This window comes from Pseudomonas sp. SAR267 (genome assembly GCF_052077595.1).
GTDB lineage: Bacteria > Pseudomonadota > Gammaproteobacteria > Pseudomonadales > Pseudomonadaceae > Aquipseudomonas > Aquipseudomonas vlassakiae.
In genome coordinates this window covers 2,055,757-2,079,103 of record NZ_JBQIHU010000001.1, presented here as the reverse complement: position 1 = coordinate 2,079,103, position 23,347 = coordinate 2,055,757, and the positions used below count along the sequence as shown (strand labels likewise).

Annotated in this window: 11 protein-coding genes, 2 tRNA genes and 3 rRNA genes; all 16 read left to right on the top strand. The window is 59.7% G+C overall.

Annotated features, from left to right (window positions below; all coding sequences use genetic code 11):
• The first annotated feature begins 354 nt into the window (after window positions 1-354).
• The 16 genes from ACTORR_RS10010 to ACTORR_RS09935 all read left to right on the top strand — a co-directional run bounded on the left by ACTORR_RS10010 (window position 355) and on the right by ACTORR_RS09935 (window position 23,344).
• Window positions 355-2,079 carry an acetolactate synthase 3 large subunit gene (locus ACTORR_RS10010; protein WP_286934356.1) on the top strand — a complete coding sequence of 575 codons (1,725 nt, stop codon included), beginning with the start codon at window positions 355-357 and terminating at the stop codon, window positions 2,077-2,079.
• A gap of 1 nt (window position 2,080) precedes the next feature.
• Entirely contained in the window at window positions 2,081-2,572 is a 492-nt protein-coding gene (ilvN, locus tag ACTORR_RS10005) for an acetolactate synthase small subunit (protein ID WP_003250040.1), read from the top strand.
• 55 nt (window positions 2,573-2,627) lie between these two features.
• The gene (gene ilvC, locus ACTORR_RS10000; RefSeq protein WP_054885606.1) at window positions 2,628-3,644 is read left to right on the top strand and encodes a ketol-acid reductoisomerase; all 1,017 of its coding nucleotides are present in this window, start codon (window positions 2,628-2,630) and stop codon (window positions 3,642-3,644) included.
• Window positions 3,645-3,794: 150 nt separating this feature from the next.
• Complete coding sequence (pssA, locus tag ACTORR_RS09995; protein WP_027917652.1) at window positions 3,795-4,637, top strand: CDP-diacylglycerol--serine O-phosphatidyltransferase; 843 nt, start codon at window positions 3,795-3,797, stop codon at window positions 4,635-4,637.
• 79 nt (window positions 4,638-4,716) lie between these two features.
• Window positions 4,717-5,730, top strand: a complete 1,014-nt coding sequence (gene msrP / locus ACTORR_RS09990; protein WP_286934351.1) for a protein-methionine-sulfoxide reductase catalytic subunit MsrP — start codon at window positions 4,717-4,719, stop codon at window positions 5,728-5,730.
• The gene (gene msrQ / locus ACTORR_RS09985; RefSeq protein ID WP_286934348.1) at window positions 5,730-6,341 is read left to right on the top strand and encodes a protein-methionine-sulfoxide reductase heme-binding subunit MsrQ; all 612 of its coding nucleotides are present in this window, start codon (window positions 5,730-5,732) and stop codon (window positions 6,339-6,341) included. Before msrP ends, msrQ begins: the two co-directional genes overlap by 1 nt.
• Window positions 6,342-6,841: 500 nt before the next feature.
• Window positions 6,842-8,378 (top strand): 16S ribosomal RNA (locus tag ACTORR_RS09980).
• 85 nt (window positions 8,379-8,463) lie between these two features.
• Window positions 8,464-8,540 (top strand) — tRNA-Ile (locus ACTORR_RS09975).
• 21 nt (window positions 8,541-8,561) lie between these two features.
• Window positions 8,562-8,637, top strand: a tRNA-Ala gene (locus ACTORR_RS09970).
• A 239-nt stretch (window positions 8,638-8,876) separates the two neighbouring features.
• Window positions 8,877-11,769, top strand: a 23S ribosomal RNA gene (locus ACTORR_RS09965).
• A 131-nt stretch (window positions 11,770-11,900) separates the two neighbouring features.
• Window positions 11,901-12,016: ribosomal RNA gene (gene rrf / locus ACTORR_RS09960) — 5S ribosomal RNA — on the top strand.
• The 16S, 23S and 5S rRNA genes sit together here with 2 tRNA genes alongside, the layout of an rRNA operon.
• 124 nt (window positions 12,017-12,140) lie before the next feature.
• Window positions 12,141-15,605: an exodeoxyribonuclease V subunit gamma gene (gene recC, locus ACTORR_RS09955; RefSeq protein WP_286934256.1), complete on the top strand. Its 3,465-nt coding sequence runs from the start codon at window positions 12,141-12,143 to the stop codon at window positions 15,603-15,605.
• On the top strand, window positions 15,602-19,270 hold the full coding sequence (gene recB / locus ACTORR_RS09950) for an exodeoxyribonuclease V subunit beta (RefSeq protein WP_286934254.1): 3,669 nt from the start codon (window positions 15,602-15,604) through the stop codon (window positions 19,268-19,270). The genes recC and recB overlap by 4 nt, the downstream gene beginning before the upstream one ends.
• Window positions 19,267-21,342: an exodeoxyribonuclease V subunit alpha gene (gene recD, locus ACTORR_RS09945; RefSeq protein ID WP_054886899.1), complete on the top strand. Its 2,076-nt coding sequence runs from the start codon at window positions 19,267-19,269 to the stop codon at window positions 21,340-21,342. Before recB ends, recD begins: the two co-directional genes overlap by 4 nt.
• 164 nt (window positions 21,343-21,506) lie before the next feature.
• A complete protein-coding gene (locus ACTORR_RS09940) occupies window positions 21,507-22,073 on the top strand; it encodes a YfiR family protein (protein WP_286934251.1) in 567 nt (188 codons plus the stop codon).
• A complete protein-coding gene (locus tag ACTORR_RS09935) occupies window positions 22,070-23,344 on the top strand; it encodes a diguanylate cyclase domain-containing protein (protein ID WP_286934249.1) in 1,275 nt (424 codons plus the stop codon). Before ACTORR_RS09940 ends, ACTORR_RS09935 begins: the two co-directional genes overlap by 4 nt.
• The last annotated feature ends 3 nt before the right edge of the window (window positions 23,345-23,347 follow it).

Sequence of the window (23,347 nt, the reverse complement as noted above, 5' to 3'; positions counted from 1 at the left end):
TTCTTATTTTTTCTGCTGCTGACTCGGTTTTTAGTGGTGGCAGGAATTCATCTTCGGGAAAAATTGGCAATAATTTTTCTTGACTTGTAGGCGCCAAATCACAAGAATCCAGATTCCGCTGTAGAGGGACTGCCAGAAGCAGACCCGCTAGGCAGATCATGAGGCGCACACCCGCGCCGCCTGTTACACCCCGCAACGCGTTACCTCGCGCTGGGTGGGAAACCCCCGCAACATCTGGGGAGCTCCCAATACTTGCTCAGTCAGTGCTGACGTTCGCTCATGCTCTGCTTGGCAGTAAACCTATTAAGACCCGTCCACTAGGGACGGTATTCTGGCGTTTTAGAGGTGAACAACGTGGAGCTTTTATCTGGCGCTGAGATGGTCGTCCGCTTCTTGCGTGACGAAGGCGTTAAGCACATCTACGGGTACCCTGGTGGTGCTCTCCTTCATGTTTATGACGCGCTGTTCAAAGAGCCGGAAGTGGAACACATCCTGGTTCGTCACGAGCAGGCGGCAACCCATATGGCGGACGGCTACGCCCGCGCCACCGGCAAGGCCGGCGTGGTGCTGGTAACCTCCGGTCCGGGCGCGACCAATGCCATTACCGGCATTGCCACCGCCTACATGGATTCGATTCCGATGGTCATCCTGTCCGGCCAGGTGCCTAGCACCATGGTAGGTACCGATGCCTTCCAGGAAACCGACATGATCGGTATCTCGCGGCCGATCGTGAAGCACAGCTTCATGATCAAGAACCCGACCGAGATCCCTGAAGTACTCAAGAAAGCCTTCTACCTGGCGCAATCCGGTCGCCCGGGCCCGGTCGTGGTCGACATTCCAAAAGATATGACCAACCCGGCCGAGAAGTTCGAGTACGTCTATCCGAAGAAGGTCAAGCTGCGCTCTTACAGCCCGGCTGTGCGCGGTCATTCCGGCCAGATCCGCAAGGCTGCCGAAATGCTCCTGGCGGCCAAGCGCCCGATCGTCTATGCCGGTGGCGGCGTGATCCTCGGCGGTGGCTCCGAAGCCCTGACCGAAATCGCCAAGTCACTGAATCTGCCGGTCACCAACACCCTGATGGGGTTGGGTGGCTTCCCGGGGACCGACCGTCAGTTCCTCGGCATGCTCGGCATGCACGGCAGCTTCACTGCCAACATGGCCATGCACAATGCCGACGTGATCTTTGCTGTCGGCGCGCGTTTCGACGACCGCGTGGTCAATGGCCCGGCCAAGTTCTGCCCGAATGCCAAGATCATCCATGTCGACATCGACCCGGCGTCGATTTCCAAGATGATCAAAGCCGACGTGCCGATCGTTGGCCCGGTCGACAGCGTGCTCGGCGAAATGCTTGGCATCCTCAAGGAAATCGGCGAGCAGCCTGACAAGGTGGCGCTGGATGCCTGGTGGAAGCAGATCGACGAATGGCGTGGCAATGGCGAGCTGTTCCCTTATGACAAGGGCGACGGCAACGTCATCAAACCGCAAAAAGTCATCGAGACCCTGTGCGAAGTGACCCATGGCGATGCTTTCATCACCTCGGACGTTGGCCAGCACCAGATGTTCGCGGCGCAGTACTACCGCTTCAACAAGCCGAACCGCTGGATCAACTCCGGTGGCCTGGGCACCATGGGCTTCGGCTTCCCGGCAGCGATGGGCGTCAAGCTCAACTTCCCGGATCAGGACGTTGCCTGCGTGACTGGTGAAGGCAGCATCCAGATGAACATCCAGGAGCTGTCCACCTGCATGCAGTACGGCTTGCCGGTGAAGATCGTCAACCTTAACAACGGTGTATTGGGCATGGTCCGCCAATGGCAGGACATGGCCTACAACGGTCGTCATTCGCACTCGTACGTCGAGTCGCTGCCTGACTTCATCAAGCTGGCCGAGGCCTACGGCCATGTGGGTATCCGCATCACCAGCCTGAAAGATCTCAAGCCGAAGCTGGAAGAAGCGTTTGCGATGAAGGACCGCCTGGTGTTCATCGACATCGCGGTCGACCGCAGCGAGCACGTCTATCCGATGCAGATCAAGGATGGCTCGATGCGTGACATGTGGCTGAGCAAGACGGAGCGTACCTGATATGCGGCACATCATTTCCCTGCTGCTGGAAAACGAACCCGGTGCTCTGTCCCGTGTGGTCGGCCTGTTCTCCCAGCGCAACTACAACATTGAAAGCCTGACCGTGGCGCCGACCGAAGACCCGACCCTGTCGCGTCTGACGCTGACCACCGTTGGCCATGACGAAGTGATTGAACAGATCACCAAGAACCTGAACAAGCTGGTCGAAGTGGTAAAACTGGTCGACCTGTCGGAAAGCGCCCACATCGAGCGTGAACTGATGCTGGTCAAGGTCAAGGCCACCGGTGCCCAGCGCGCCGAGATCAAGCGCACCACGGATATCTTCCGTGGCCAGATCGTCGATGTGACCGCCAGCGTGTACACCGTGCAGCTGAGCGGCACCAGCGACAAGCTGGACAGCTTCATCCAGGCGATCGGCACCGCATCGATTCTCGAAACCGTGCGCAGTGGCGTTACCGGCATCGCCCGTGGCGACAAAGTGCTCAGCATCTAAATTCAAAAATTAGCGATGGCTCCGCAGGGGCCGAGATATAACCAGGGGTATTTTCATGAAAGTTTTCTACGATAAAGACTGCGACCTTTCCATCATCCAGGGTAAGAAAGTCGCCATCATCGGTTACGGTTCTCAGGGCCACGCTCAGGCGTGCAACCTGAAGGACTCCGGTGTAGATGTCACCATCGGTCTGCGTAAAGGTTCGGCCACCGTTGCCAAGGCTGAAGCCCATGGCCTGAAAGTGACCGACGTTGCCTCCGCTGTCGCTGCCGCCGACCTGGTCATGATCCTGACCCCGGACGAGTTCCAGGGCCAGCTGTACAAGCAGGAAATCGAGCCGAACATCAAGAAGGGCGCTACCCTGGCCTTCTCCCACGGCTTCGCCATCCACTACAATCAGGTTGTTCCACGTGCCGACCTCGACGTGATCATGATCGCGCCAAAAGCACCGGGCCACACCGTGCGTTCCGAGTTCGTCAAAGGTGGCGGTATCCCTGACCTGATCGCTATTTACCAGGACGCCTCCGGCAATGCCAAGAACGTCGCCCTGTCGTACGCTTCGGGCGTAGGCGGCGGCCGTACCGGTATCATCGAAACCACCTTCAAGGACGAGACCGAAACCGACCTGTTCGGTGAGCAGGCTGTTCTGTGTGGTGGTACCGTCGAGCTGGTCAAAGCCGGCTTCGAAACCCTGGTTGAAGCAGGCTACGCGCCAGAAATGGCCTACTTCGAGTGCTTGCACGAGCTGAAGCTGATCGTTGACCTCATGTACGAAGGCGGCATCGCCAACATGAACTACTCGATCTCCAACAACGCCGAGTACGGTGAGTACGTCACCGGTCCGGAAGTCATCAACGAAGAATCCCGCAAGGCCATGCGTAACGCTCTGAAGCGCATCCAGGACGGTGAGTACGCGAAGATGTTCATCTCCGAAGGTGCTACCAACTACCCATCGATGACCGCCAAGCGCCGCAACAACGCCGCTCACGGCATCGAGATCATCGGCGAGCAGCTGCGTTCGATGATGCCTTGGATCTCGGCTAACAAAATCGTCGACAAGACCAAGAACTAAGTCTTATCGAAAGATGAAAAACGCGGCTTCGGCCGCGTTTTTTCGTTCTGGCAGTCAGCTTCTGGTATAAAGCAGACCAGTGGCTCGCCGTCAGAACCAGTTTTGCGGGCCCGTGTCGAACATTTTCCATCCTGTTGCAAGGTACCCTCCATGAGCGAACGTCCCGAAGAGCCGAACAAGCCCTCCGACGCCGAAAGCCTGCTACCTGTCGATGAGCACGTTGAAGAAGGGCATGACGCCGAAGGGCGCAAGGTGCGCCATCGCGGCATCTATCTGCTGCCCAACCTTTTCACCACCGCCAACCTGTTCGCCGGTTTCTATTCCATCATCAGTTCGATGAGTGCGCAGAGCGCTGGCGATCCACGCGAGGCGAGCAAGTATTTCGCCTTTGCCGCCATTGCGATCTTCGTGGCCATGGTGCTCGACGGCCTCGATGGACGTGTGGCGCGCATGACCAATACCCAGAGCGCCTTCGGTGCCGAGTACGACTCGCTATCGGACATGGTCGCCTTCGGTGTGGCCCCGGCCCTGCTGGCCTTCGGCTGGGCGCTGGGTGACATGGGCAAGGTCGGCTGGATGGTCGCCTTCATCTATGTAGCGGGTGCGGCGTTGCGTCTGGCGCGTTTCAATACCCAGGTTGGCACTGCCGACAAGCGCTACTTCATCGGCCTGGCCAGTCCGGCCGCCGCCGGTGTGGTCGCCGGTACCGTCTGGGCATTCAGCGACTATGGCATTCAGGGCTCCAAGCTGTCGTTCCTGGTGGCACTGCTGGTTGCCGCTGCGGGCATGCTGATGGTCAGCAACATCAAGTACAACAGCTTCAAGGAGCTGGACCTCAAGGGGCGCGTGCCGTTCGTGGCGATCCTCGCGGTGGTGCTGGTGTTTGCCGTGGTGTTCAGCGACCCGCCGCGCATCCTGCTGCTGATCTTCCTCGCCTATGCGGCATCGGGGCCGATCCAGTTCCTGCTGCGCGGGCGTCGGCGCAAAGCGTGATAATTCCTTAACGCTGGAATAACCCTCCGGCTCCATAGTCTTACTGGTACATCCGTTATCCAGTGCTGTGGAGCCGACCATGCTCATCAAGCTTCCCAGGTCTTCCGACTGCAAGGCAGCGGAGATCACTCCTGAAGGTATCTACCTTTCCCGTCGTACTCTGCTCGGTGGCTCGCTGGCCGGTCTGGCCTTGGGCGCATTGCCCGGCGGGGCGAGCGCAGCTGATGTGTCGCGCTATGCCGATGTGGCGCCCGGCGCCGCGCCACGCTGGTTTACCGACAAGCTCGCTGCCGCACGTTGGCAGGCCGTGACGGTCAAGGATGAGGCGATCACGCCATACAAGGACGCCACCCATTACAACAACTTCTATGAGTTCGGCCCGGACAAGGGCGACCCGGCCGCCAATGGCGACAGCCTGAAGACCGAGCCCTGGTCGGTGGTGGTGGATGGTGAGGTGGGCAAGCCGGGGCGCTATGCGCTGGAAGACTTCGTCAAACCCTACCAGCTGGAAGAGCGCATTTATCGGTTGCGTTGCGTCGAGGCGTGGTCGATGGTCATTCCGTGGCTGGGGTTCCCCTTGGCACAGGTGCTCAAGCAGGTCGAGCCTACGTCGAAGGCGCGCTATGTCCGTTTCGAGACATTGAAGGATCCCGAGCACATGGCGGGGCAGCGTTCGGGGTTTGCCTTGATCGACTGGCCATACAGAGAAGGTTTGCGTCTGGATGAGGCGATGCATCCTTTGGCGATTCTGGCGGTAGGCATGTATGGCCGGGAGCTACCCAATCAGAACGGTGCGCCGTTACGCCTGGTAGTACCTTGGAAGTACGGCTTCAAAAGTATCAAGTCGATCGTGCGCATCAGCCTGGTGGCCGAGCAGCCAGGAACAACCTGGCAGGGGTTGGCGCCGGATGAGTATGGCTTCTATGCCAATGTGAATCCGACCGTTGATCATCCGCGCTGGACTCAGGCGCGGGAGCGCCGTTTGCCCAGTGGGCTGTTCAGTCCGAATGTGCGGCAGACACAGATGTTCAATGGTTACGCCGATGAAGTGGCGTCACTGTATAGCGGGCTCGATCTGCGGAAGAACTATTGATGCGCTATCCCTGGTTGCGACTGGGTATCTTTGTCGTGGGGTGCCTGTTTCCCGTGTGGTGGTTGTACGAGGCCGCGATGGGCCTGCTTGGCCCGGACCCTGGGAAAATCTTCATGGACCGCCTTGGGCTTGGAGCGCTGACCTTCCTGCTGGTGACTTTGAGCATGACGCCGCTGCAGAAGCTTTCGGGCTGGTCGGGCTGGATAGTGGTGCGGCGGCAGCTGGGGTTATGGGTATTTGCCTATATCGTGCTGCACATCCTGGCCTATCTGTTCTTTATTCTTGGACTGGATTGGGGGCAGTTGGCGGTCGAGCTACGTAAGCGGCCTTACATTATTGTCGGGGCGCTCGGCTTTCTTGGCCTGCTGGTGCTGGCGATTACCTCGAATCGGTATAGCCAGCGGCGACTGGGGGCGCGTTGGAAGAAGCTGCACAAGCTGGTGTACGGGGTGCTTGGACTGGGGTTGTTGCACTTCCTGTGGATCGTTCGGTCGGATCTGAGGGAGTGGGCTATTTATGCAGGCATTGGTGCTGTACTCATGTTCATGCGGGTTCCTGCTGTTGCGCGGATCCTTACGAGGATTTTCCGTAGGCAGGGGAGGGTGCTCTGAGATGTTTTTGAAAGAAAAGGTTGACGGGGTTTCGAATCTCCTTATAATGCGCCCCAATTCCAGCGACATCGGAACGACAAACTCCTTGAAATTCAACGAGTTAAGTAGTTAAGGTGAGGTTGGAGGCGCTTCGGTCGAATGATCGATGGCGGTTGAGATGAAGGTTGACAGCGGTTTTAAACGCTGTATTATTCGCCTCCCGCTACGAGAGATCGCAGCGAGCCAAGTGTTTGAAGCTAAACGAGTTTATCGCAAAAAACTTCAAAATAAACGCTTGACAGGCTCTGGGGAAAGCGTAGAATGCGCGCCTCGGTTGAGACGAAACGCTCTTGACCAAACGCTCTTTAACAAATCGAATCAAGCAATTCGTGTGGGTGCTTGTGAGTACGGACTGATAGTCACAAAGATTATCAGCATCACAAGTGGCCATGCGAGAAATCACATAGTCATTTGAGATTGCTGAGCCAAGTTTAGGGTTTCTTAAAAACCCAAGCAGTATTGAACTGAAGAGTTTGATCATGGCTCAGATTGAACGCTGGCGGCAGGCCTAACACATGCAAGTCGAGCGGATGACGGGAGCTTGCTCCTTGATTCAGCGGCGGACGGGTGAGTAATGCCTAGGAATCTGCCTGGTAGTGGGGGACAACGTTTCGAAAGGAACGCTAATACCGCATACGTCCTACGGGAGAAAGCAGGGGACCTTCGGGCCTTGCGCTATCAGATGAGCCTAGGTCGGATTAGCTAGTTGGTGGGGTAATGGCTCACCAAGGCGACGATCCGTAACTGGTCTGAGAGGATGATCAGTCACACTGGAACTGAGACACGGTCCAGACTCCTACGGGAGGCAGCAGTGGGGAATATTGGACAATGGGCGAAAGCCTGATCCAGCCATGCCGCGTGTGTGAAGAAGGTCTTCGGATTGTAAAGCACTTTAAGTTGGGAGGAAGGGCAGTAAGTTAATACCTTGCTGTTTTGACGTTACCGACAGAATAAGCACCGGCTAACTCTGTGCCAGCAGCCGCGGTAATACAGAGGGTGCAAGCGTTAATCGGAATTACTGGGCGTAAAGCGCGCGTAGGTGGTTTGTTAAGTTGGATGTGAAAGCCCCGGGCTCAACCTGGGAACTGCATCCAAAACTGGCAGGCTAGAGTACGGTAGAGGGTGGTGGAATTTCCTGTGTAGCGGTGAAATGCGTAGATATAGGAAGGAACACCAGTGGCGAAGGCGACCACCTGGACTGATACTGACACTGAGGTGCGAAAGCGTGGGGAGCAAACAGGATTAGATACCCTGGTAGTCCACGCCGTAAACGATGTCAACTAGCCGTTGGAATCCTTGAGATTTTAGTGGCGCAGCTAACGCATTAAGTTGACCGCCTGGGGAGTACGGCCGCAAGGTTAAAACTCAAATGAATTGACGGGGGCCCGCACAAGCGGTGGAGCATGTGGTTTAATTCGAAGCAACGCGAAGAACCTTACCAGGCCTTGACATGCAGAGAACTTTCCAGAGATGGATTGGTGCCTTCGGGAACTCTGACACAGGTGCTGCATGGCTGTCGTCAGCTCGTGTCGTGAGATGTTGGGTTAAGTCCCGTAACGAGCGCAACCCTTGTCCTTAGTTACCAGCACGTTATGGTGGGCACTCTAAGGAGACTGCCGGTGACAAACCGGAGGAAGGTGGGGATGACGTCAAGTCATCATGGCCCTTACGGCCTGGGCTACACACGTGCTACAATGGTCGGTACAGAGGGTTGCCAAGCCGCGAGGTGGAGCTAATCTCACAAAACCGATCGTAGTCCGGATCGCAGTCTGCAACTCGACTGCGTGAAGTCGGAATCGCTAGTAATCGCGAATCAGAATGTCGCGGTGAATACGTTCCCGGGCCTTGTACACACCGCCCGTCACACCATGGGAGTGGGTTGCACCAGAAGTAGCTAGTCTAACCTTCGGGAGGACGGTTACCACGGTGTGATTCATGACTGGGGTGAAGTCGTAACAAGGTAGCCGTAGGGGAACCTGCGGCTGGATCACCTCCTTAATCGACGACATCAGCCTGCTGATGAGCTCCCACACGAATTGCTTGATTCATTGTAAAAGACGATGTTGCAAAGTGACCCTGTTATAGGTCTGTAGCTCAGTTGGTTAGAGCGCACCCCTGATAAGGGTGAGGTCGGCAGTTCAAATCTGCCCAGACCTACCATTACAGAGTTAAGCCGTACACGGGGCCATAGCTCAGCTGGGAGAGCGCCTGCCTTGCACGCAGGAGGTCAGCGGTTCGATCCCGCTTGGCTCCACCACTTACACCTTACTTGCTTGATCAAATTCAGAAATGAGCATTCGCATCGAATGTTGATTTCTGGCTTTTGTCAGATCGTTCTTTAAAAATTCGGATATGTGATAGATATAGACTGAACACCAGTTTCACTGCTGGTGGATCAGGCTAAGGTAAAATTTGTGAGTTCTGCGCGAAAGCGCAACATGCGAATTTTCGGCGAGTGTCGTCTTCACAGTATAACCAGATTGCTTGGGGTTATATGGTCAAGTGAAGAAGCGCATACGGTGGATGCCTTGGCAGTCAGAGGCGATGAAAGACGTGGTAGCCTGCGATAAGCTTTGGGGAGTCGGCAAACAGACTGTGATCCAGAGATCTCTGAATGGGGGAACCCACTCAGCACAAGCTGAGTATCTTGTACTGAATACATAGGTACAAGAGGCGAACCAGGGGAACTGAAACATCTAAGTACCCTGAGGAAAAGAAATCAACCGAGATTCCCTTAGTAGTGGCGAGCGAACGGGGACCAGCCCTTAAGTTGATTTGAGATTAGTGGAACGCTCTGGAAAGTGCGGCCATAGTGGGTGATAGCCCCGTACACGAAAATCTCTTGTCAATGAAATCGAGTAGGACGGAGCACGAGAAACTTTGTCTGAACATGGGGGGACCATCCTCCAAGGCTAAATACTACTGACTGACCGATAGTGAACCAGTACCGTGAGGGAAAGGCGAAAAGAACCCCGGAGAGGGGAGTGAAATAGAACCTGAAACCGTATGCGTACAAGCAGTGGGAGCCTACTTTGTTAGGTGACTGCGTACCTTTTGTATAATGGGTCAGCGACTTATATTCAGTGGCGAGCTTAACCGAATAGGGGAGGCGTAGCGAAAGCGAGTCTTAATAGGGCGTTTAGTCGCTGGGTATAGACCCGAAACCGGGCGATCTATCCATGGGCAGGTTGAAGGTTAGGTAACACTGACTGGAGGACCGAACCGACTACCGTTGAAAAGTTAGCGGATGACCTGTGGATCGGAGTGAAAGGCTAATCAAGCTCGGAGATAGCTGGTTCTCCTCGAAAGCTATTTAGGTAGCGCCTCATGTATCACTGTAGGGGGTAGAGCACTGTTTCGGCTAGGGGGTCATCCCGACTTACCAAACCGATGCAAACTCCGAATACCTACAAGTGCCGAGCATGGGAGACACACGGCGGGTGCTAACGTCCGTCGTGAAAAGGGAAACAACCCAGACCGTCAGCTAAGGTCCCAAAGTCATGGTTAAGTGGGAAACGATGTGGGAAGGCTTAGACAGCTAGGAGGTTGGCTTAGAAGCAGCCACCCTTTAAAGAAAGCGTAATAGCTCACTAGTCGAGTCGGCCTGCGCGGAAGATGTAACGGGGCTCAAACCATGCACCGAAGCTACGGGTATCACCTTCTGGTGATGCGGTAGAGGAGCGTTCTGTAAGCCTGTGAAGGTGAGTTGAGAAGCTTGCTGGAGGTATCAGAAGTGCGAATGCTGACATGAGTAACGACAATGCGAGTGAAAAACTCGCACGCCGAAAGACCAAGGTTTCCTGCGCAACGTTAATCGACGCAGGGTTAGTCGGTCCCTAAGGCGAGGCTGAAAAGCGTAGTCGATGGAAAACAGGTTAATATTCCTGTACTTCCAGTTATTGCGATGGAGGGACGGAGAAGGCTAGGCCAGCTTGGCGTTGGTTGTCCAAGTTTAAGGTGGTAGGCTGAGATCTTAGGCAAATCCGGGATCTCAAGGCCGAGAGCTGATGACGAGTGCTCTTTAGAGCGCGAAGTGGTTGATGCCATGCTTCCAAGAAAAGCTCCTAAGCTTCAGATAACTGGGAACCGTACCCCAAACCGACACAGGTGGTTAGGTAGAGAATACCAAGGCGCTTGAGAGAACTCGGGTGAAGGAACTAGGCAAAATGGCACCGTAACTTCGGGAGAAGGTGCGCCGGCGAGGGTGAAGGACTTGCTCCGTAAGCCCATGCCGGTCGAAGATACCAGGCCGCTGCGACTGTTTATTAAAAACACAGCACTCTGCAAACACGAAAGTGGACGTATAGGGTGTGACGCCTGCCCGGTGCCGGAAGGTTAATTGATGGGGTTAGCGCAAGCGAAGCTCTTGATCGAAGCCCCGGTAAACGGCGGCCGTAACTATAACGGTCCTAAGGTAGCGAAATTCCTTGTCGGGTAAGTTCCGACCTGCACGAATGGCGTAACGATGGCGGCGCTGTCTCCACCCGAGACTCAGTGAAATTGAAATCGCTGTGAAGATGCAGTGTATCCGCGGCTAGACGGAAAGACCCCGTGAACCTTTACTATAGCTTTGCACTGGACTTTGAATTTGCTTGTGTAGGATAGGTGGGAGGCTTTGAAGTGGGGACGCCAGTTCTCATGGAGCCATCCTTGAAATACCACCCTGGCAACTTTGAGGTTCTAACTCAGGTCCGTTATCCGGATCGAGGACAGTGTATGGTGGGTAGTTTGACTGGGGCGGTCTCCTCCCAAAGAGTAACGGAGGAGTACGAAGGTGCGCTCAGACCGGTCGGAAATCGGTCGTAGAGTATAAAGGCAAAAGCGCGCTTGACTGCGAGACAAACACGTCGAGCAGGTACGAAAGTAGGTCTTAGTGATCCGGTGGTTCTGTATGGAAGGGCCATCGCTCAACGGATAAAAGGTACTCCGGGGATAACAGGCTGATACCGCCCAAGAGTTCATATCGACGGCGGTGTTTGGCACCTCGATGTCGGCTCATCACATCCTGGGGCTGAAGCCGGTCCCAAGGGTATGGCTGTTCGCCATTTAAAGTGGTACGCGAGCTGGGTTTAGAACGTCGTGAGACAGTTCGGTCCCTATCTGCCGTGGACGTTTGAGATTTGAGAGGGGCTGCTCCTAGTACGAGAGGACCGGAGTGGACGAACCTCTGGTGTTCCGGTTGTCACGCCAGTGGCATTGCCGGGTAGCTATGTTCGGAAGAGATAACCGCTGAAAGCATCTAAGCGGGAAACTTGCCTCAAGATGAGATCTCACTGGAACCTTGAGTTCCCTGAAGGGCCGTCGAAGACTACGACGTTGATAGGTTGGGTGTGTAAGCGCTGTGAGGCGTTGAGCTAACCAATACTAATTGCCCGTGAGGCTTGACCATATAACACCCAAGCAATTTGCTAGCGCAGATTGCGGTGGTGAAGATGATACGAACCGAAAGTTCGCAAGACCACAAATTCACATATCCGAATTAGCCAAGAGTGTTCAAAAGACATTCTGGCAACAGAATTTCTTGACGACCATAGAGCATTGGAACCACCTGATCCCATCCCGAACTCAGTAGTGAAACGATGCATCGCCGATGGTAGTGTGGGGTTTCCCCATGTGAGAGTAGGTCATCGTCAAGATTCATTTCGCAAAACCCCTATCTGCGCACGCAGGTAGGGGTTTTGTCTTTTCTGGCTTTTACCTGGCCCAGCATTGGCAGCCAGCCGTGATATCGTTCCCCATTATTCTCCCAGGGACTTTTCCATGCCCAGCACTACCTCACTGCAACCAGGTTTCATGATCGTCCACGGCAACCGCCTGGACGACCTGCGCAGCCTGGTCGTGAGTTGGATGCGCCGCTATCCGCTGGCACCGCTGGAAAACGAAATCGCCCTGGTACAAAGCAATGGCATCGCCCAATGGCTCAAGCTCGCCCTTGCCGAGGACCCACAGGACGATGACATGGGTGGTTGCGGGATTGCTGCCGCCATCGATGTGCAACTGCCCGGTAGCTTCATGTGGCAGTTGTACCGCAAAGTGCTCGGGCGCGACGAGATCCCAGAAGTTTCACTGCTCGACAAAGCACCGCTGACCTGGCGCCTGATGCGCCTGTTGCCTGCACTGATCGAGCGCCCGCATTTCGAACCGCTGCGTCGCTTTCTTACCGATGACAATGACCTGCGCAAGCGCTATCAGTTGGCCGAGCGCCTGGCCGACCTGTTCGACCAATACCAGGTCTATCGTGCCGACTGGCTGAAGGACTGGGCAGCCGGCGAGCACATCCTCAATACCGCCCGTGGCGAGCGCAAGCCCCTCGCCCCAGGCAACCGCTGGCAGGCCGAACTGTGGCGAGCATTGCTTGAAGATGTCGGTGAACAGGGCATGGCGCAGAGCCGGGCAGGGGTACACCAGCGCTTCATCGAACGCATCAACAGCCTGCAAAGCGCACCTCACGGACTTCCGTCGCGGGTCATCGTGTTCGGTATTTCTTCTTTGCCTGCCCAGGCATTGGAAGCGCTCGCCGGTTTGTCCCGTTTCAGCCAGGTATTGCTCTGTGTACACAACCCTTGCCGTCACCACTGGGCAGACATCGTTGCCGACAAGGACCTGCTGCGTCACCAGTACAAGCGTCAACAGCGCAAGCCAGGCATGCCCGTGCAACTGGACGACGAATCGCTGCATCAGCATGCCCACCCATTGCTCGCAGCCTGGGGCAAGCAAGGCCGTGATTACATCAACCTGCTGGACAGCTACGACGACCCGGGCAGTTACCAGGGCGTATTCAGCGATGGCCGTATCGACCTGTTCAGCGAAGGCCAGCCCACCACGCTGCTGAACCAGCTTCAGGACGACATTCTTGAACTGCGCCCACTTGCTGAAAGCCGCGAGCTGTGGCCCGAGGTCAACCTGGCCAAGGACCGTTCGGTGCGTTTCCACGTGGCACACAGCGCGCAGCGTGAGGTGGAAATCCTCCACGATCAGCTACTGGCCCGCTTCAGCGCCGATCCTGCGCTACGCCCGCGTGACGTCATCGTCATGCTCCCGGCAATCGACACTTACGCGCCGCATATCCGCGCGGTGTTCGGGCAATTGCAGCGCAACGACCCGCGCTACATCCCGTTTACCCTGACCGACCAAGGCCAGCGTGGCCGTGATCCGCTGCTGATCGCGCTTGAGCACCTGCTCAAGCTCCCCGACAGCCGCTTCGCCGTCAGCGAGGTGCTTGACCTGCTCGACGTTCCGGCGGTCCGCGCGCGTTTCGGCATCCGCGAAAGCGACCTGCCCACCCTGCACCGCTGGATCGAAGGCGCGGGTATTCGCTGGGGGTTGAACGCCGACCAGCGCGCCACCCTCGGGTTGCCTCAGGGCCTTGAGCAGAACAGTTGGCGCTTCGGCCTGCGGCGCATGCTGCTGGGCTACGCGGTTGGCGTGGGAGAGGGGTGCGATGGCATCGAACCTTACGATGAAATCGGCGGCCTGGATGCCGCCTTGATCGGCCCGCTGGTCGCACTGCTCGATGCCCTCGATGTGGCCAACCAGGCCTTGTCTCAACCTGCCACTGCCAGTGAATGGGGGGATCGCCTCAACGCGTTGCTGCAAGTGTTCTTCCTTGCCGAGGAGGAGCACGACGAATACCTGCTGATGCAACTGCAGGAATTGCGTGATAGCTGGCTGGAAGTCTGCGAAACCGTAGGCCTGCAAGACCAGCTGCCACTCACGGTGATCCGCGAGGCCTGGCTGTCGGGCCTCGACGAAGGCAAGCTGTCCCAGCGGTTTCTCGCAGGTTCGGTGAACTTCTGCACCTTGATGCCAATGCGGGCCATTCCGTTCCGCGTCGTCTGTTTGCTGGGTATGAATGATGGCGACTACCCCCGCGCCCAGCCGCCGCTGGACTTCGACCTGATGGCCAGCGACTACCGCCCCGGTGATCGTTCGCGTCGCGAGGACGACCGCTATCTGCTGCTCGAAGCGCTGTTGTCGGCACGTGACCAGCTCTATATCAGCTGGGTGGGTCGTAGCATCCGTGATAACAGCGAGCGGCCCGCCTCGGTGTTGATCGGCCAGCTACGCGATCACCTGGCTGCCGGTTGGCGCCTCAAGGGTGATGCTGACGGTGAGCACCTGCTCCACGCATTGACTCAGGAGCACCCGCTGCAGCCTTTCAGTGCGCGCTATTTCCAGAAGGGCAGTGCGCTGTTCAGCTATGCCCACGAGTGGCAATTGCTGCACCAGCACACCACTGACGACGAGCAGCCAGACCTTGACCTGCCTCCTTACGTCAGCGATGAAGCGCTGACGCTTACTCAGTTGCAGGACTTCTTGCGTCACCCGGTAAGGCATTTCTTCAGCCAGCGGCTGAAAGTGTTCTTCGAAGCCTTGGAAGCGCCCACGCCAGATGAAGAGCCATTTGTTCTGGACGCATTGCAACGCTACAGTGCCAGCGAGAGCCTGCTGGGCGCCGCCCTGAGCGACCCGGATAACGCCGAGCACGCATTACAGGCCCAGGCCCGGCGGCTGCAAGCCTGCGGCATGCTGCCTCTGGCAGGGTTTGGTGAACTGCTGCAGGCCGAACTGATCCAGCCGTTGCCCGATCTGCTGCAACGTCATCGCCAACTGTTGCAGCGCTGGCCAACGGTGGTCGACGGTGCGCTGCCGATCCACTTCGAACATGCGGACCATCGTCTTGAGGGTTGGCTGGGCCGGGTCTACAAGGCCGACGATCAAAGCCTGTTGAGCATCACCACGGTGCCCAACACAATCAGCGCCGGGCGCAACACCTTCAAGTGGCACCGCCTGATTGCCAGCTGGGTGATGCACTTGGCAGCTTGCGCTGCGGGTTATCCCCTGCACAGCGCGCTGCTGGCCAGCGACATCACCCTGCTGCTCGGCCCCTTGCCGCAGGCTCAGGCTGCCGAACAACTGGGTCACCTGCTACTCGCGCGCCAGGCTGGGATGAATGCACCGTTGCCTGTGGCCGCCAAGACCGCTTTCGCCTGGCTGGCCCAGGACGATCCTGACAAGGCCATGGCCGCCGCCATCCGTGCCTACGAGGGGGATGGCCGCACCAGTTTTGGCGAGCGCAGCGAAAGTGTTGCCCTGGCGCGGCAGTTCCGCGATTTCGCCGCGCTCAGCGCCGACGAAACTTTCGAAGGCTGGTGTGAAGCCTTGTACCGCCCCCTGTTCAGCGCCGACTGGCAGGCCCAAGGCAATCCGGAGAGTCAAGCATGACCAAGGCCCGCCCCCTGGCATTGAGTTTTCCCCTGCAGGGTAGCCAGCTGATCGAAGCCAGCGCCGGTACGGGCAAGACCTTCACCATTTCTGCACTGTACCTGCGCCTGATCCTCGGCCACGGCGACGAGCAAGGCTTTGGCCGCGAACTGTTACCGCCACAGATTCTCGTGGTGACCTTCACCGATGCCGCCACCAAGGAGCTGCGCGAGCGTATCCGTGCTCGTCTGGCCGAGGCTGCGCGCTTCTTCCGCGGCGAACTGGAAGGCGGCGATCCGCTGCTGCTGCAGCTGCGCGACGACTACGCCGAAGCACACTGGCCACGCTGCGCCAATCGCCTGGAAGTTGCCGTGCAGTGGATGGATGAAGCGGCCGTGTCGACCATCCACGGCTGGTGCCAGCGCATGCTCCGAGAGCACGCCTTCGACAGCGGCAGCCTGTTCACCCAAAGCCTGGAAACCGACCACAGCGACCTGCTTGGCCAAGTCATGCGCGACTACTGGCGGCGCTTCTGTTATGGCATGCACGGCGAAGCGCTGAACTGGGTGCGTAGCCAATGGGGCAGTCCCGATGCCCTGCTGCCGCGCATCCGGCCGCTGTTCGGTCGTGTGCGTGCACAGCAGGACGAAGCGGAACCGCAAGCGCTGATCGATGCCGCGCTGAAACAGCGCGTCGAGCAGTTGCGCCAACTCAAGGCGCCGTGGGCGCAATGGGCGGATGAACTGCTGCAGATCTGCCAGGACGCCGTGGCAGCGAAACAGGCCGATGGCCGCAAACTGCAGGCGCGTTACTTCGAGCCCTGGTTCGAGAAGCTGCGTAAATGGGCTTGTGATGAACAAGCGGTGGAGCTCGACTTGGGCACCGGCTTTACCCGCCTGACCCCGGCCGGGATGGCTGAAGCCTGGAAAACCGATCCGCCCGACCATCCGGCCCTGCATGCCATGCAGAACCTGCAGCAACAACTGCAGGCCCTGGCCAGCCCGGATGCCCGCTTGCTTGAACATGCCGCCGCTTGGGTTGCGGCGCGCTTCGAAGTGGAAAAACGCCGCCGCGCCGAGATGGGCTTCGACGATATGTTGCTACGTCTGCAGCAGGCGTTGGGCACGGAGTCGGGAGAACGCCTGGCTGCGCTGATCCGTGAGCAGTTCCCGGTGGCGTTGATCGACGAATTCCAGGACACCGACCCGGTCCAGTACGGCATTTTCGAAAGCATCTATCGCATCAGCGAGAACAACCCGGACACCGGCCTGTTCATGATCGGCGACCCCAAGCAGGCGATCTACGCCTTCCGTGGCGCCGATATCTACACCTACCTGTCGGCCCGCCGCGCCACCGCCGGTCGACTGCACAGCCTGGACACCAACTACCGCTCCAGCCAGGCGATGGTTGCAGCGGTCAACCGAGTCTTCATGCAGGCCGAAGGCCGCGAGCAGGGCAAGGGTGCGTTCCTGTTCCGCGAAGCCGACGACAACCCGTTGCCGTTCGTCGAGGTTCGCGCCAAGGGCCGCAGTGAACGCCTGTTGATCGACGGCAAGGCGTGTGCGGCGTTGCACTGCTGGCAGCTGGAAAGCGAAGAGCCGGTATCCAGCACGCTCTACCGTCAGCAGCTGGCAGCCAGCTGCGCCAGCCATATCGTTTGCGTATTGAATGGCGGCCAGCGCGGGGTGACCGGCTTCAGCGATGACCAGGGCGAACTGCGCCCATGCCAGCCTTCGGACATTGCCATCCTGGTGCGTGATGGCCATGAAGCGCAGTTGGTGCGCAACGAGCTTGCCGCCCGCGATGTGCGCAGCGTGTACCTGTCCGACAAGGATTCGGTATTCGCCGCCCAGGAGGCCCATGACTTGCTGGCCTGGCTAAAGGCCTGTGCCGAGCCGGACTCCGAACGCCTGCTCAAGGCCGCCCTGGCCAGCATGACCCTGGAGCTGTCGCTGGCTGAACTTGACCAGCTGAACCAGGACGAGCGGGTCTGGGAGGGCTGGGTCATGCGTTTTCGCCGCTATCGAGAGATCTGGCAGCGCCAGGGTGTGCTGCCCATGTTGCGGCACCTGCTGCACGACTTTGAATTGCCGCGCACGCTGATCGGCCGCACGGAGGGTGAGCGCGTGCTGACCAACCTGCTGCACCTGGCCGAACTGCTGCAGCAGGCGGCCACTGAGCTGGACGGCGAACAGGCGCTGATCCGCCACCTCGCCGAGCACCTGGCCAATTCCGGTCAAGCGGGAGAGGAGCAGATTCTGCGCCTGGAAAGCGACGAGCAGCTGGTCAAGGTAGTGACTATCCACAAGTCCAAAGGCCTGGAATACCCGCTGGTCTATTTGCCTTTCATCTGCACCAGCAAGCCGGTGGATGGCAGCCGCCTGCCCCTGGCCTGGCACGACAGCTTGGGCAACGCACAACTGACGTTGACCCCTGACGCAGCGCAGGTCGCCCTGGCCGACGAGGAGCGCCTGGCCGAAGACCTGCGCCTGCTCTACGTCGCGCTGACGCGTGCCCAGCACGCCTGCTGGCTGGGTGTCGCCGACCTCAAGCGCGGCAACCAGAAGAGTTCGCAACTGCACCGCTCGGCGCTCGGCTACCTGCTAGGTGGTGGCCTGCCACTGCCCAGCTCGGAGCACCTCAAGCAGTGGCTGCAGAGCTTGCTGGCCGGCTGTGAGCACATTGCCTGCCCGGCCCTGCCGCAGGCCAGTGATGAGCGCTACCGTGCGTCCCAGGCCGAACACGAGCTGATACCCGCACGCAAGCCACAACGGGCCGCCGCCGAACATTGGTGGATCGCCTCCTACAGTGCCTTGCGCGTGGGTGAACAGACCCTCGGTGCCGACAGCTCACAGGCCCAGCAGCTGCTCGATGACGAAGTTGCCGATACCCAACCGATCCGTGAAGTACCCGGCGACGGCGGCGACATCCATCGCTTTCCCCGTGGCCCCAACCCGGGCACCTTCCTCCATGGGCTGCTGGAGTGGGCCGGACGTGAAGGCTTTGCCGAGGTCGCCGGCAACCCCAAGCTCATCGAACGTACGGTTGGCCAACGTTGCAACCGCCGCGGCTGGACCGGCTGGATTCCGACACTCAGCCAGTGGCTGCAGCGCCTGCTCAACGAGCCGCTGCCGGCCGGCCCTTCGCAGCTGACGCTGGCGCAACTCCAGCATTACCAGATCGAGATGGAGTTCTGGTTCGCCAGCCACAACGTCGACGCCGAGCAACTCGACCGCCTGGTGGCCCGGCATACCTACCCCGGCACGGCTCGCCCGGCTGCGCAGCCAACCTTGCTCAATGGCATGTTCAAAGGTTTCATCGACTTGGCATACGAGCTCGACGGGCGCTATTACGTGGCGGACTACAAGTCCAATTGGCTCGGCCCGGACATCCAGGCCTACGACACCCAGGCCATGGAAAAAGCCATCCTTGAACACCGTTACGACCTGCAGTACGTGCTCTACCTGTTGGCCCTGCATCGCCAGTTGCGCGCACGGCTGCCGGATTACGATTACGACCGCCATGTCGGCGGTGCCCTGTTCATCTTCCTGCGTGGCGCCAGCAGCAGTGGCCACGGCGTGTACTTTGCCAGGCCGCCGCGCGAGCTGATCGAGGCCCTTGACGCGCTGTTCCGGGGCGCGCACCAGCCCGAGCAGCAGGACCTGTTTGCCGGAGCCCTGACATGAGCCGCACCCTCGACGATCTCTTGCCTGCGCCACTGCAAGCTGAACATCTGCTGGCCCTGGCTCCCCAGCACAACAGTGCGGACCTGCTGCAGTTGCTCGATCGCTGGGTCGAGCGAGGCTGGCTGCGTGCGCTCGACCGGGCGTTCGTCAGCTTTCTTGAAGAGCGAGCCCCTGGCAGTGACCCGTTGCTGTTGCTGGCGGCAGCACTGGCCAGCCACCAGCTGGGCCACGGGCATGTCTGCCTCGACCTGCAACAAACCCTCGCCGAGCCGGATTTCGCCCTGTCCCTGCCACCCGAAGGCGATGCCCTGACCGGCCCGTTGCTGTTGCCCTCGCAGCTGCTGGCCAACCTCGGCCTGCCCACCTGGCTGCAGCGCATTGCCGCAAGCCCCCTGGTGGCCGCCGGCAATACGCCGGGCCAGCACACGCGCCCGCTGGTGCTCAGCGGCCAGCGCCTGTACCTGCGCCGCTACTGGAGCTACGAGCGGCAGATCGACCAGACCCTGCGCCAGCGCCTGAGCGAGGAGGAAGCAACCCCGGCCGACCTGCCTGCGCGCCTGGCGCAGCTGTTCGACGGAGGCGCCCTGGCCGGGCAGGTGGACTGGCAGAAACTCGCCTGCGCCCTGGCTACCCGTGCAGGCTTCAGCATCATCACTGGCGGCCCTGGCACCGGCAAAACCACCACGGTGGTGCGGCTGTTGGCGCTGCTACAGGCACCTGCGGTGGAGCAGGGCAGGCCGCTGCGTATTCGCCTGGCCGCGCCGACCGGCAAGGCCGCCGCACGCCTGACCGAATCCATTGGCCAGCAGGTTGAACGGTTGCAGGTCAGCGCCGAGGTGCGCAGGCAGATCCCCACCGACGTCAGCACCGTGCATCGCCTGCTCGGCAGCCGCCCTGGCTCGCGGCACTTCCGGCACCACGCCGGTAATCTGCTGCCGCTGGATGTGCTGGTGGTCGACGAGGCGTCGATGATCGACCTGGAGATGATGGCCAACTTGCTGGAGGCATTGCCGCCCAAGGCGCGGCTGATTCTGCTCGGGGACAAGGACCAGCTGGCTTCAGTCGAGGCTGGCGCCGTACTCGGTGACCTGTGCCGGGATGCCGAGGAGGGCTGCTATTCGCCCGCGACCCAGGCCTGGCTGGAACGGATCGGTGGCCACTCGCTGGCCGCCAGTGGCCTGAAAACCGGCGATGCGCAACGCAATCCCCTAGCCCAGCAAGTGGTGATGCTGCGCTTCTCGCGACGTTTTGGTGAAGGCAGTGGCATCGGCCAGCTGGCGCGCCTGGTCAACCGCCAGGAGGCCCAGGCGGCACGCGACCTGCTGAGCATGCCGCCAGCGGACGTGTTCGGCCTGGCGCTGCGCGGTGAGCAGGACCGGGCTTTCGACCGCCTGATTCTCGACGGCCTCGACCGCGGTAACGAAGGGCCTCAAGGCTATCGCAGCTACCTGCGTGCCATTGGCCGCCATCGCCCCGCACCGGGAAGCGCTTTCGACGATCCGCGCTGGGAACAGTGGGCTGGCAGGGTGCTGCGCAGTTTCGAAGACTTCCAGCTGCTGTGCGCCGTGCGCAAGGGGCCCTGGGGTGTCGAAGGCCTCAACGAACGTGTGGCGCGGGTGCTGCACAATGCCGGGCTGATCGACAACCAGCAACCGTGGTATGAAGGTCGCCCGGTGCTGGTGACGCGCAACGACTACGGCTTGGGCTTGATGAACGGCGACATTGGTATCGCCCTGCGCTTGCCGGACGAGCACGGTGAAGCGCTGCTGCGTGTGGCTTTCCCGCGTAACGACGGCAGTGGTGGGGTGCGCTTCGTGCTGCCCAGCCGCCTCAACGAGGTGGAGACCGTTTACGCCATGACGGTGCATAAGTCCCAGGGCTCCGAGTTCAGCCACACCGCGCTGGTGCTGCCGGATGCACTCAACCCGGTGCTGACCAAGGAACTGGTGTACACCGGCATTACCCGGGCCAAGCATTGCTTCAGCTTGATCGAGCCGCGCCAAGGCATTTTCGAGGAAGCGGTGCTGCGCAAGGTACGGCGTATTTCCGGCCTGATGCTTGAACAAGTCTGACCAGGCCTGTGACTGACCCTGTGGCAGCGGGCTTGCCCGCGAACACCGGCGTAGCCGGTGCCATACACCGAGTTGCCTGATTCGCGGGCACGCCCGCTCCTCCCGATAGCCAGCGTTGTGCTATCGTTGCGCCGACTCAGACAGGTTTTTGAGAGAACTCTCACATGACAGGCGCCAGGGAGCGGTTGACAGGCTGTGCGCTTTTGCTGGTTCTCGTCGCCCTGTCGCTGTTGGCCAGCCCCGTCCAGGCGGGCGGTTCCGCGACCTCCGCTCAGGCCCAGCAGCGTGCCAAGGCGGTAACCCAAGTGGTCCAGGGCATCTTCAGCTATGCCCGCTGGCCTACCGAACCTGTGCCTTTGCGCTTGTGCATGGTCGGCCCCACCGAATATGCCGACGACCTGATCAAGGGCAACGTGCAGAACTCTGGCCAACCCTTGCAGGTGCGCCGCCTGCTGGCCGACGACCGGAACGTTGCCCAAGCCTGCGACGCGGTGTACATCGGCAAGCTCGACGATGCCCAGCGCGATCACCTGTTCCAGGCCATCAATGGCCATCCGGTACTGAGCATCAGCGAAGCCGACGACCCGTGCACGGTGGGTAGCCTGTTCTGCCTGCGCGTCGGTGACCAGCAGGTCGCGTTCGAGGTCAATCTCGACTCCGTGGCACGTTCCGGCGTGCGTATCCATCCCAGCGTGTTGCAGCTGTCACGGCGACGCGGAGCTGTGCCATGAAGCGTTCAGCCTGGAAGGCCGGCGTGCGTCCCACCTTGCGTTCGGTACTCGGCCGCGGCCACCTCAGCGTTGCCCTGATGGCAGTGGGCCTGGCCGGTATCTCGCTGACCCTGCTCGGTGTGCTGGCCCTGCGCGTGTACGCCCACCACAACCTGCACCTGATTGCCCGTTCGATCAACTACACCGTCGAAGCCGCGGTGGTGTTCGACGACAGCGCGGCGGCCCATGAGGCGCTGGAACTGATCGCCAAAACCGAAGAAGTGGCGGACGCCAAGGTATTCAACAACGATGGGGAGCAGCTGGCGCACTGGCAGCGTCGTGAAGAAGGCGTGCTCGGGCACCTTGAGGCGCAGGTGGCATCGGCCTTGCTGAATGGGCCGATCAACCTGCCGATCATGCACCAGCAACAGCAAGTCGGGCATATCGAGCTGGTCGGCCAGGGCCGCAGCTTGCTGCTGTTCCTGCTCAGCGGCCTTGGCGGCATTCTGTTCTGCACGATCCTCAGTGCCTTCGTTGCCTTGTATCTGTCGCGGCGGCTGCTTGGCGACATCGTGCGCCCCCTGCGCAGCCTGGCCAGTGTCGCCCACGCCGCACGTCGCGAACGCAGTTTCGACCGCCGTGTGCCGGAAGCGCCCATTGCCGAGCTGAACGAGTTGGGTAACGATTTCAATGCCTTGCTCGATGAACTGGAGGTCTGGCACGGCCACCTGCAAAACGAGAACGCCACCCTGGCTCACCAGGCCAGCCACGATAGCCTTACCGGCCTGCCCAACCGCGCGTTCTTCGAGGGGCGCCTCAGCCGCAGCCTGCGCAATGCGGCACGGCAGCAAGACCATTTAGCGCTGTTGTTCCTCGACAGTGACCACTTCAAACAGATCAACGACAGCCTCGGCCATGCCGTGGGCGACGAAGTGCTGATCAACGTGGCCGACCGTGTGCGTGCGCAACTGCGCGAGCACGATCTGGTGGCCCGCCTGGGGGGCGACGAGTTTGCCGTGCTGCTGACCCCGCTGCACTCGCGTGAGGACGCAGAGCGCATCGCCGAGAAGATCATCGCCAGCATGCAGCTGCCGATGCTGCTCGATGGCGGCGCCAGCCTCACCACGTCGCTCAGTGTCGGCATCGCCTATTACCCGGAGGATGGCAAAGACCCTGCCAGCCTCCTCAATGCCGCAGATGCGGCAATGTACCAGGCCAAGCGCAAGCGTCGTGGCCAGTGGCAAGCGGCGCAGACGGAACGGTCCGCTGCCGATTCCAGCAACAGGAGTTGAACC